This window comes from Streptomyces sp. NBC_01445 (assembly GCF_035918235.1).
In the GTDB taxonomy this organism is placed as follows: domain Bacteria; phylum Actinomycetota; class Actinomycetes; order Streptomycetales; family Streptomycetaceae; genus Streptomyces.
Genome location: NZ_CP109486.1, coordinates 256,510 through 267,468, shown reverse-complemented (window position 1 = coordinate 267,468; position 10,959 = coordinate 256,510). Strand labels below are relative to the sequence as shown.

General features: G+C 66.3%; 8 protein-coding genes. 2 read left to right on the top strand and 6 right to left on the bottom strand.

The window, feature by feature from the left end; all coding sequences use genetic code 11:
- Positions 1-9 precede the first annotated feature (9 nt).
- From OG574_RS49305 to OG574_RS49280, 6 genes are all read right to left on the bottom strand, one after another.
- Positions 10-1,104, bottom strand: a complete 1,095-nt coding sequence (locus OG574_RS49305) for an aminotransferase class V-fold PLP-dependent enzyme (protein WP_326778924.1) — start codon at positions 1,102-1,104, stop codon at positions 10-12.
- A gap of 70 nt (positions 1,105-1,174) precedes the next feature.
- The gene (locus tag OG574_RS49300) at positions 1,175-2,545 is read right to left on the bottom strand and encodes an APC family permease (protein ID WP_326778923.1); all 1,371 of its coding nucleotides are present in this window, start codon (positions 2,543-2,545) and stop codon (positions 1,175-1,177) included.
- Positions 2,546-2,625: 80 nt separating this feature from the next.
- Entirely contained in the window at positions 2,626-4,272 is a 1,647-nt protein-coding gene (locus tag OG574_RS49295; RefSeq protein WP_326778922.1) for an ABC transporter substrate-binding protein, read from the bottom strand.
- Between the two features lie 88 nt (positions 4,273-4,360).
- Positions 4,361-6,241 carry an ABC transporter ATP-binding protein gene (locus tag OG574_RS49290; protein ID WP_326778921.1) on the bottom strand — a complete coding sequence of 627 codons (1,881 nt, stop codon included), beginning with the start codon at positions 6,239-6,241 and terminating at the stop codon, positions 4,361-4,363.
- Positions 6,238-7,122 carry an ABC transporter permease gene (locus OG574_RS49285; protein WP_326778920.1) on the bottom strand — a complete coding sequence of 295 codons (885 nt, stop codon included), beginning with the start codon at positions 7,120-7,122 and terminating at the stop codon, positions 6,238-6,240. Before OG574_RS49285 ends, OG574_RS49290 begins: the two co-directional genes overlap by 4 nt.
- On the bottom strand, positions 7,122-8,084 hold the full coding sequence (locus OG574_RS49280; RefSeq protein ID WP_326778919.1) for an ABC transporter permease: 963 nt from the start codon (positions 8,082-8,084) through the stop codon (positions 7,122-7,124). Before OG574_RS49280 ends, OG574_RS49285 begins: the two co-directional genes overlap by 1 nt.
- Positions 8,085-8,306: 222 nt before the next feature.
- On the opposite strand from OG574_RS49280, the gene OG574_RS49275 reads away from it, so the two are divergent.
- Together OG574_RS49275 and OG574_RS49270 are read left to right on the top strand one after the other, a co-directional pair.
- Complete coding sequence (locus OG574_RS49275; protein WP_326778918.1) at positions 8,307-9,071, top strand: helix-turn-helix transcriptional regulator; 765 nt, start codon at positions 8,307-8,309, stop codon at positions 9,069-9,071.
- A gap of 416 nt (positions 9,072-9,487) precedes the next feature.
- Entirely contained in the window at positions 9,488-10,867 is a 1,380-nt protein-coding gene (locus tag OG574_RS49270) for a S10 family serine carboxypeptidase-like protein (RefSeq protein ID WP_326778917.1), read from the top strand.
- The last annotated feature ends 92 nt before the right edge of the window (positions 10,868-10,959 follow it).

Genomic DNA, 10,959 nt, shown 5'->3' with positions numbered 1-10,959 from the left:
GTCGTCCCTTCAGGTCGTGATGCGAGATGCCTGGGCCAGCGCGTCGAGGAGCTCGCCGACCTCGCTGTCCGCGGTGTAGAAGTACGGCGAGATGCGCAGGTGTCCGCCGCGTGCCGCGGCGACGATGTCTAGGCGGCCCAGATGCTCGACGAGTTCCGGGGTGGAACCGGCAGGCGGGCAGAGGCTGACGATCGGCCCTTGCGTGTCGTGTGAGGCGATGCGGTAGCCGATGGCGGCGGCTTCGTCGCGAATGCGGTTGGCCAGAGTGCGCGTCCTATGGGTGATGGCCTTCAGACCGACGGTGTGACGGAGCCGCGCGGCGGCCCCCAGCGCGTGGATGCCGCCCAGATTCGGAGTTCCGACAGCCAGCTCCTGCGAGGGCGGCATGTTCGCGTGTCCCAGGAGAGTGGGGGAAAGCTGATCGCGCACGGTCGGCTTGGTGATGGTGAAGGCGATGCCGAACCCGGCGAGCAGCCACTTGTATCCAGTGGTCACGAAGAAGTCGACGTCCGTCGTGTCGACGGGGAGGACACCGGCGGACTGGGCTCCGTCACACAGCAGCAGCGCTCCGACCCGGGCGCATGCCTGTCCGAGTTCAGAGAGGTCGATCAGAGTACCGGTGACCGAGTTGACGTGGGCGACCGCGACGAGCCGAGTTCGGGGGCCGATCGCACCAAGGAGCGCACCGAGACGGTCGTCGTGGGCAGCGGGTTTCGTCGTAACCAGGCGAACGCCCGGCAGTCGGCTCCAGGGGAGCTGTGTGGTGGGGAACTCATCCGCGAGGACCAGGACTTCGTCGCCCTCGCGCCAGGTGATGGCGCGGGCGACGGTGTTGATGGCTTCGCCAGTGGACGATGCGAATGTGAGGTCGTCCGCTCGGCAGCCGAACTCCTGCGCCAGAAGCGCTCGGGTCTGTTCCACACCTGCCCGCGTGTGCTGCATCCCGCGCACTCCCGCGCCCAAGGCCTCGTAACACTCGGCCACTGCGGTCCGCACAGCCATGGGCACCAGGCCGATGGAGGCGGTGTCCAAATAGGACCCGGGCGGCTTCTCCGGAAAGGCCGTTCGCACAAACCGCTGGTAGGAGTCCGTGGATGACGTCATGTGTCGGCCCTCGATGTGTGCGCCAGCGGTGTTCTGGCCCGTCGTCGAGACGGGCGCTTACCGGTAGCCATCAGGAAGCCCCCTCAGACGCCGGCGTACCAACAGCGTTCGCGGGGCCCGTCCAGTTGCCCGAGCGCCGTCGGCGCAGCCACCAATAGAGCAGGCCAACTACTGTCCATGCCCCACACAGGGCGTAGGGCCGCCAGTCCGTGGCCCAGCCCAGTGCAGTGATGATGACCGCGGCGGCCATGCCGGCGACGGCCGCCGTGGTGATCCACGCTTTGCGGAAGCGGAGTCTGGCCCGCGCGTACACGTCGGGGTGCAAGCGCACCACGTTGAGTCCGGCCAGGCAGGTACCGAAGTACTTCATCATCGTCGGGATATTGACGGCGAGCAGGAGCGGGAGGATCTCCTTCGACAGCAGCAGTCCCAGCGACGCGAAGCAGAAGGCCACTACGGTCGCTACGTGCGGTGTCCCCCAGCGGGGATGCACGCGTGCCATGAAGTGGGGAAGGTCCCTGTTGCGGCCCATGGCGAACAGGAAGCGTGTGAACACCAGGAAGGCGGCGTTGAGCGACTTGACGAGGGCCAGTGCGGCAGCACTGACGATCAGTGGTGTTGCCCAGTTGCCCAGGGTGTGTTCGGCTGCGGTCAGCAGGGGCACGTCGCTGGTGGCGAGTTCCTTCGGCCCGGCCACCCCTAGCGATGTCACGACGATGGACAGGTAGACGACCAAAGTCAGGAGCAGGGCGAGGACCAGGCCCACGGGCACGTTCCGCTCAGCGTTCTCGACTTCTTCGCCGACTTCTGTTGCGGTCTCGATCCCGAGGAACAGATTGATGAGCAACGGAAGCGCCGCAAGGATGGGGCCCCAGCCTTCGAAGACCGGCCCGATCGTGTCGATGCTGATCTGTGGTGTGCTGACGCCGACGAATACCGCGAAGACGGCCAGAAGTAGCAGCATCAGTACGGTCTGGGCCCGCGCTGCGATGGAGACTCCGAAGTAGTTCAGCGTGAAGACGGCGATGAACAGTCCGAGCATGACGGGCGCGGCCGGCAGGCCGGGCCACACCATGCCCAGGTACTCGACCAAGACCCGGGCCAGAAGCACCATGATCGCGCCGCTGCCCAGGATGCGGAGCCATGCGACGACGAAGCCCATCAGCGGGTGTACGAAGGCGTGTTGCCATGCGTAGGAGGCCCCCGTCTTCGGCGCCGTGGAGGACATGAAGGCGTAGACGATGCCGAACACGGCCATCGGGACGGCTGCCAGGACGGTGGCGATGAGGATGCCTGATCCGCTGACGGAGGTGGCCGGGCCGAGCACGGTGAAGACCGAGGCGCCGATCGCCGTGCCCGCGCCCAGCATGATGAGGTCGATGAGGCGGACAGACCGTTTGAGCGCATCATGCTGCGTGTTCTGGTTGTCGATGGGGGGCATCGCGCTGCCTCCTTGTAGCGTCTCGTTCAGCGGGCTGGCAGGCCGGGCAGTCGGCCGTGGATGACATGGCGGTGCGGGGCTCACTGGGCCTGGGTGGCGCGGAGATGCAGCGCCCAACTGCCGTCGAAGAAGTCCTCAGTCGTGATCTTTCCAGTCGATGAGGCGAATCCTTTACCCATCGCCATGACGAAGTTCTCGGACGGCAGGGGCACATACGGTGTCTGCTCGGCGATCTGGGTCAGCAGCGTCTGGCTGGCCTTCCACCGCGGGGTATCGGCGCCTGCAGACGCGACCACCGGCAGTGCCTTCTCGACCTCGGGCGTCGTGAAGTTCGCGATATTGAGCTTCTGCGGGCCGATGTTGTCCTTGCCCACCACCTGGCTGAGCATGGAGGAGGGGTCGGGGGCCGAAGTCGAGAATCCGAACGCGAGATTCAGCCCGGAGAGCTTGTGCTGGAAGAATTTGGCGGACCAGGCGTTCAGAGTGGTGGATTTGACCTGGACATCGATGCCGACCGTCTTGAGATTCTGCTGGAGTGACAGGGCCAGCACCTTGGTGGCCGGTACGGAGTCCAAGTAGTTGACGGTGGTGCTGAACCCGTCCTTGTGCTTCGACCTGGACAATTCCGCCTTGGCCTTCTTCAAGTCGAAATCGTAGGCGGGCAGCGCGTCGAGAAACTTCTGGGCATTGTTCTTGCCGCCTGCCACGCCGGCCAGGTTCTGCGCGGGAAGGAAGCCCTTGTGCGGGGTTGCCTCGCCGCCCCAGGCGCCCTTCACCAAGCCGGATATGTCGACCGCGTGGGCGATGGCCCTGCGGACGTGGACGTCGTTGAAGGGAGCCTTGGTCACGTCCATCGTCAAAAAGTTGAGCGCACTGGATGGTGCGGAGTACACCGTGGTGCCGGGCACGGCGCGCCATTGGGGGGTGGTCTTCACGTTGGTCAGCTGGCGCAGGTTGACCTCGCCCGACCGCATCGCGAGTTGAGCGCTGTTGTCCTCGGGGATCACCTGGATGTTGATCTTCTTGGCCTTCGGCATGGACCCCCAGTACGTGTTCCTCCGGGCGAGCGTGATGCCGGACGCGCTGGCAGAGGTGACCGTGTACGGTCCGGTTCCCACCGGGATCTCCTCACTGGTGCCGAGCTTGGACTTGTGGGCTGTGGCGAACTTCTTCTCCTGGATCAGGACCGCACCCGCAAGGCCTGCCCGGGCGTTGGGTGCCGCTTCTTTCAACTTCACGGTCACTTGGTGATCGCCGGTGACCCTCGCGCTCTTGAAGCTCTGCACGCTGGTCGTCGTCTGGGCCGGCGGGGTCGCGGTGTGTGTGATGCTCCAGGCGACGTCCTCGGCGGTGAGCGGCGCGCCATTGGAGAACTTCACCCCCGAACGCAGCTGGTAGACGATGGTTGTTGGGTCGGGCTGGGTGACCTTCTCAGCAAGAGCAGGGGTGAAGGCTCCTGACGGCGAGGTGCGTTCGAGCGGCTCGGTGACCAGGGACATGAAGCTGCCTGTCGTCACCGGCTGGGTGCTGGTGGCCTTGTCGTAGCCGGGTGGCTGTGAGTAGAGGGCGAAGGTGAAGGCGGGAATGTCTTTGTCGCTGAGCTTGGCAGTCGGGCTGTTGCTGTCGGTCCCGCCGCCGGCGCAAGCGGTTGCGGTCAGGCTGAGCAGGAGGGTGCCGCCGACGAGAGCATGGGCTGTACGGCGTGATCGTGCTGGGAACGTCTTCACGAGGTGTCCTTCCAAGAGGCAGCGCCGCGTTCCGGTGCAGGAAGCTCCGCGGACGGAGGTCGGTCGGATTGCGGGGGAGGAGTGCCTGTCAGGCCGTGAGCCCTCCGGGCGCGGTACGGGCGCGGAGAGCTCCGGCGCCCGGGACCGATGCGACCAGGCTTTGCGTGTAGGGGTGTTGCGGTGAGTCCAGGAGGTCCGCGGTGGTCCCGGCCTCGACGATCACTCCGTCTTTCAGCACGATGGTCCTGTCGGTCATCTGACGCACCACCGACAGATCGTGCGTGATGAAGAGCATGCTCGTGCCGTAGCGTTCGCGGACATCTCGCAGCAACTCGAGGATCTGCGCCTGGACGGAGACGTCGAGGGCGGCCACCGGCTCGTCGCAGATCAGCAGTTTCGGGTGTACGGCCAGTGCTCGGGCGATCGCGACACGTTGTCGCTCACCGCCCGACAGTGCACCCGGACGCCGCGCCGCGTATGGCTGGGGGAGACCGACGAGGTCCAGGAGTTCGGCGACCGAGCCCGAAGCTCCGGCGGCTGCCGGGCCCCCGGCCGCGATCGCTTCGCCGAGGGCGCGTCCGACAGTCATCGAAGGATTCAGCGAGGCGTAGGGGTCCTGGAAGACGACCTGCACGCGACGGCGTACCTGGGCACGTTGGTCGCGCGACAGCCGCCGGTAGTCGCTTATGTCGAACTCGTCGAGCTCGATACGGCCCGACGTCGGTGTGGAGAGCCCGAGAACGCACCGAGCCGTGGTGGTCTTGCCGGAACCCGTCTCGCCCAGGAGCCCCAGCGACTCGCCTCGAGCGACCTCGAACGAGACCTCCTGCAGCGCAACGTTCTCCTTGCGCCGGCCCGCCAGGGAGGCCGTTTTGAAGGTCTTGCTCACTCCGGTGACCTTGAGCAACGACGTGCCGAGTTCAGGCCTGGGCGGCTCGTCGTCCAGGCCTGCTCGGCTGCTGAGGGCGGCACGCATCTCGTCGCGGAGATCGTCCACCCGGATGCATGCGGACAGATGCACGGCAGCCCCGTGGGACGACTCCACTCCCACCAACGGAGGGGCTGCGGTGGTGCACTCCTCCTGCCGCCACTGACATCGGTCGGCGAAGACGCAGGTGTGGGCGACTGAATCCGCCGACGGCACGTTCCCGGGAACCGAGTTGAGTTGCTTCTGAAAGTGGGTGACGGAGGGTTCCGCCAGCATCAGACCGAGCGAATAGGGATGCAGGGGGCGCTGCACCATGCGCCCGGTCGGCGCGTGCTCCAGGACGCTGCCTGCGTACATGACCATGATCCGGTCGCAGACGGAGAACGCGACGCGCAGATCATGAGTGATCAGGATCAGGGCCATGCCCCGGTCGCGCTGGAGTGTGCGCAGAAGCTCCAGGACTTGGGCCTGGGTCGTGGCGTCCAGCGCAGTGGTCGGCTCATCCGCAACGAGCAGCTCAGGATCCTGCGCCAGCGCCGCAGCGATGGCCACGCGTTGGCGCATCCCACCGGAAAGCTGGAACGGGTAGCGGTCGGCGACCTCTGGTCCGAGGCCCACTTCGGCAAGTCGGCGGGCCACCTCGGAGCGAGCCTCGGCCCTGTTCTTGCGAATCTCTGGGCGGAGCGATTCTCGCAGGTGCTCGCGCACGCTCTGCAAAGGGTTGAGTGCTGTGAACGGGTCCTGCAGCACCATGGCGATGCGTGAGCCGCGGTGGGCGCGCAGTTCGCGCTCTTTGGTCTCCAGCAGTGGGATGCCGTCGAAGGTGACGTCGCCGTCGGCCACCACGCCGTCGGCCAGCCCGCGGACTACAGCGCGGGCGGTGAGCGTCTTGCCGCTGCCCGACTCCCCGACGATGCCCAGCACTTCGCCGGCTCGCAGGTCAAAGGTAGTGCCGCTGACCAGGATTCGGCCCAGGCCGGTGCGCACGCGCAGATCGCGGACGGACAGCAGCGCGGCAGGGGCATGCTGCGTGCCGATCACCGCTGGGATCCTCGTGTGGAGTAGCGGTCGTACATCCAGTCTCCTAGGAGGGTGACGCTGATGGCGGTCGAGAGGATGAGCAGGGCAGGCGCGAGGGACACCCAGGGGTTGACGGTGAGCATGCTCTGTCCGTCCTGGAGCAGAGTTCCCCAGTCCGGAGTGCCGGGAGGCGCGCCCAGGCCGAGGAATGACAGTCCCGACAAGGCGATGAGGACGGCGACGAAGTCCAGCAAGAAGGTCGCCAGAACCGTGGGAAAGATGTTCGGAAGGATGTGGCGGAGCAAGATGCGCGGGACGGGCAGTCCCAGCGTCCGGGCGGCCTCGATGTAGGGCATGCGTGCCTGGGCTGCTGCCACGCTGCGTGTCATGCGAAATGCGGTGGGAATGGACAACACGGTGAGTACGACGACGGCGAGCCAGTAGCCCCCGTCGAGGACGCCGACAACGATGATGATGACCAGCAGGCCCGGCAACGCGTACATGAGGTCGGCGACCCGGCTCATGAACGAGTCCACGAAACCGCCTCTCCAGCCGGCAACCATGCCGAGTGACGCGCCGAGGAACGCGGTCCCGGTCGCGACGAGGAGCGGTCCGATGACTGCGGTGCGGGCGCCGGCCAGCAGGAGTGACAGGACGTCTCGGCCAAGGCTGTCCGTGCCCAGTACGTGGCCGCCCCCCGGTCCGGCTGCGGTGTTCATCAGATCCTGGCGCGTCGGGTCGAAGGGGGTGATCCAGGTCCCGATCAGCATGAGCGCGACGATCACGGCGGCTACGGCCCCGGCCAGCCAGATCAAGGCCGGGAGGCGTGTACGGCGCCGCTTCTCAGCGGGGCCGGGCTGTCCGAGTTCCTTTGTGTTCGGAGCAGTTGCCAGTTCAGTCATCACGCACCGTCCTTCACGGCGAAGCGCGTTCGGGGATCAAGGGCCAGAGTGAACAGGTCGACGGCCAGGTTGATCAGGATGACCGCGGCCCCGAGGACGAGCACCGAGCCCTGGACGAGAGGAACATCGTTGTCGGTCACCGCGGAGAGCAGCAGCGTGCCGAGTCCGGGCAGCGAGAAGACCCGCTCGATGAAGACGGTGGAGGACAGCGCGGCGATAAGGATGAGTCCCAGGCTGGTGACGACGGGCAGCGCCGCATTGCGCAGGGCATAGCGCACGAGGACGCGTAGGGGGCTGAGGCCTCGAAGCCGGGCGAAGGTGACATAGTCCTGGGACATGGCCGTCAGCATCGCGGCGCGGGTCTGCCGCACGAGGATGCCCGTGAGGACCGTGGCCAGTGTGGCAGCGGGCAGCGTGAGGTGGGCGACCCGCTCGGCGAACCCGGTCCCGGTTCCGTAGACCGGGAACCACTTGAGGGCGACTCCGAAGACGTAGAGCAGAACGATTGCGAGGACGAAGGCGGGAGCGCTGATGGCCAGCGTCGCCCCCATCGAGATGGCTCGGTCGGCGCGACGGCCCCGGCGGATGCCGGCCAGCATTCCCAGGGGCAGGCCGACGAGGAGGATCAGCACCATCGCATAGCCGCCCAGCTGCAGTGTCAGGCCCACCCGCTCTGCCAGCACGTGCCCCACCGGGGCTTCGCTCTGGACCGTGATCGACTGTCCGAGGTCGAGCGTGCACACGTCGGCCATCCACCGCCCGTACTGCACCAGGAAGGGATCGTTCAGGTGGTATTGCGCGTTGAGCGAGGTGATCAGTTCCGGCGAGGCCTCCCGTGTTCCTAGGAGTGCCTGCAGCGGCGTTCCGGGGCTCAGATTCAGCAGGCAGAACACGAGGAAGCTCAGCGTCACCAGGAGCACGACGCCGGCCGCCAGCCGTCTGAGGATGTAGACCCCGATCAAGGCCCTCCCCCTCTCGGAGCACAGGCGAGGAACATCTGGGGTACCTCGTTTCAGGTCAGAAGCGTGAAGCACAGTGGAAGTTTCAACGCGGGGTTGATGTCATCAACACCATGTTGCATTGAAATTGCGTCAGCGGAACCCCTGCGTAACCAGGTTTTTCCACGAAGATTCTCGACGTGGCCGCATTGTCGTCTCCCCGTCACCGCTGCCACACTCTGTGGAATGACTGCCAATTCACGTCGAACCCGTCAGAGGCAAGCACAGCAGGACGCGCCGGTCGGCGGGGGTATGACGTTCACGCTGAGCCAGCGCGCCCATGCCGCGCGGGTGGTCGAGATCGTGGCGCCCGTCGTTCCCGTACTGGCGCGGGCGCTCCAGCCGCGCACCGAGGTGGTCCTGCACGACCTCACGCGCATGCCGAACACGATCGTCGCCATTTCGGGTGATGTCACCGGCCGGGAGATCGGAGGGCCGCCAACCGACCTGGGCCTGCTCACCTTCCGGTCGGACAACCCCGAGGACATGGTCAACTACCGCACCGAGACCGCTGATGGTCTGGTGCTGCGCTCGGCGAGCATGTTCTTCCGTACGCCGGCGGGCAAGCCGGTCGCCTGCCTGTGCATCAACTCCGACATCCACGAGCTCGAGCGGGCGAAGGAGGTCCTGGACTCTTTGACGGCTTTCCACGACCCGCAGTCGGCGCGCTCCGCGGGCGCCCCCAGGGAGACGTTCCCCTCAACTGTCGACGACCTGGCCGACGGAATCATCCGTCAGGCCATCGACGCGGTGGGCGTACCAGCACACCTGATGAAGAAGAGTCACAAACTGGAGGTCGTGCGTGACCTGGAACAGCGCGGCTTCTTCGCCATCAGGGAGGCGGTGGACGTGATCGCGGAGCGGCTGGGCGTCAGCCGCTACACGATCTACAACTACCTCAACGAGATCTCCGGTGACCAAGGGTCGGGCAAGTCGGCCAGCGCCGGTTGACCCCGGCCTCACGCTTCCCTCTTTCAACAAGGCGTCGACGCATTCGACTATCCGTTGACTTCTGGCGGGTGGCTGTGCGACGGTGACCGAGTTTTCTGGCCCTCCAGGGATCAGGCTGCGACGGCGGTCCGGGAATTCCTGGCCGGCCGAGAGGCCGCACGTGCCCCGCCAAGTCGCCCTGGACGAGGCAGGGTTCGGCGTCGCGCAGTAGCGGGGCGATCCTGCCGCGCCGCAGCCCTGAGTCGGCGTGGAGTACGTGCCGATCGCTCCCTCGACCGCCCTGCATGCCTCCAGCTTGCATGCCTCCACTGCGCCCGCGTGGTCAGGGCCACCCACGAGAACAGGAGTCGGTTCCCTTGGAAGCGGTAACAAGCCGTCACTCATTCGTCGTCGACGATGAAACCACCGAGTTCAGCGTGACTGTACGCACCTTCCCTGCTGTCGACGCGTCCGGGAAACACGTCGGTTCGTGCTCCGCTACGACGTACCTGCGCGACGTCCAGGACGGCAATGCGCAAAGCGCCCGTCCCGTCGTGTTCGCCTTCAACGGCGGCCCCGGCAGCTCCTCCACGCCGCTACATCTCGGCGGGCTGGGGCCCCGGCGTGCCACGTTCCCCACCGATCTGTCCGCAGGCCCGCTGGCCCCCTTCACCGTGGAGCCGAACCCGCATTCCCTCCTCGACGCCGCCGATCTCGTCTTCATCGACGCCATCAACACCGGGTACGGCGGAAGTGACACCACCGACGGGCCCGCGAGCGTGTACAGCGTGGACGGGGACGCCGCCTGCTTCGCCGGTGTCATCACCAACTGGCTGCTCGACGCAGGGCGTCTGCACTCACCCAAGTACCTGCTCGGGGAAAGCTACGGAACCATTCGCGCGCCACTGGTCGCCCGGACGTTGTTCAACCAGACCACGAGCATCGCCGTCAACGGGATCGTGCTGCTGGGCCAGGCACTCAACCTCCAAGAGACCACGCAGCGACCCACGAACGTGATGGGAACAATCGCCGCGCTCCCGTTCATGGCCGCCACCGCCTGGTATCACGGACGGTCAAAGCTCACCGCCGAGACGGCCGATGACGTCACGCAGGTCGCGCATGAGTACGCCACAACCACCTATCTGTCAGCCCTGGTCCAGGGCAGTTCCCTCGAACAGGCAGAGCGCCATGCGGTGGCCCAGCGGCTCAGTGAACTCATCGGCATCCCTACGGACTACCTACTCCGGTCCCGGCTGCGCATTCACACCGATGACTTCCGCCAACTCCTGCTGCAGGACCAGCAGACCGTCCTGGGTAGCAACGACGCACGCTACACGCTGACGGCCTCGGACAGCCGTCGCGCCGAGTCGGTCGCGGACCCCGCAACGGCCGCCATCGCACCAGGACTCACGGCTGCCGCAGCCCGCTACTACCGGGAGGAACTCCAGGTCGAGGAGCACTCCTACCAGCCGATGGACCCCCAGGCTGCCCGTGGCTGGGTGTGGCAGGATCCCGCCTACCCCAACCCGCGCCTGGGCACCCACCCGTCCCCCTTCGGCACCTTCGACTACGCCGCGAGCCTGAGCGGCTACCTGAAGGCCAACCCCACGGCACACCTGCTCATAGGTACCGGTCTCTACGACTCGCTGACCACTGTGGGCATGGTCGAGCACCTCATCAGCCAGAACGACCTGCCCGCCGACCGCCTGCACCGTCGCACGTACGGCAGCGGGCACATGATGTATACGGATCCTGAAGCCAGCGTGCAGCTCAACAACGACCTGCGGGCTTTCGTCGCAGCGTCATCGAGAGTCTGACCGTCGGCCGCTCGGCAGTGGCGAGCCAGCCCACCTCATCTTCGGGGCTTGGAAACCAGGTTGGTTGGCGTCGCGAGTTCAGCCGCTCTGAG

Coding starts and splice junctions, on each gene's coding strand:
- OG574_RS49305 (WP_326778924.1), bottom strand. CDS start 1,104: ATGACGTCATCCACGGACTCCTACCAGCGGTTTGTGCGAACGGCCTTT.
- OG574_RS49300 (WP_326778923.1), bottom strand. CDS start 2,545: ATGCCCCCCATCGACAACCAGAACACGCAGCATGATGCGCTCAAACGG.
- OG574_RS49285 (WP_326778920.1), bottom strand. CDS start 7,122: ATGACTGAACTGGCAACTGCTCCGAACACAAAGGAACTCGGACAGCCC.
- OG574_RS49275 (WP_326778918.1), top strand. CDS start 8,307: ATGACTGCCAATTCACGTCGAACCCGTCAGAGGCAAGCACAGCAGGAC.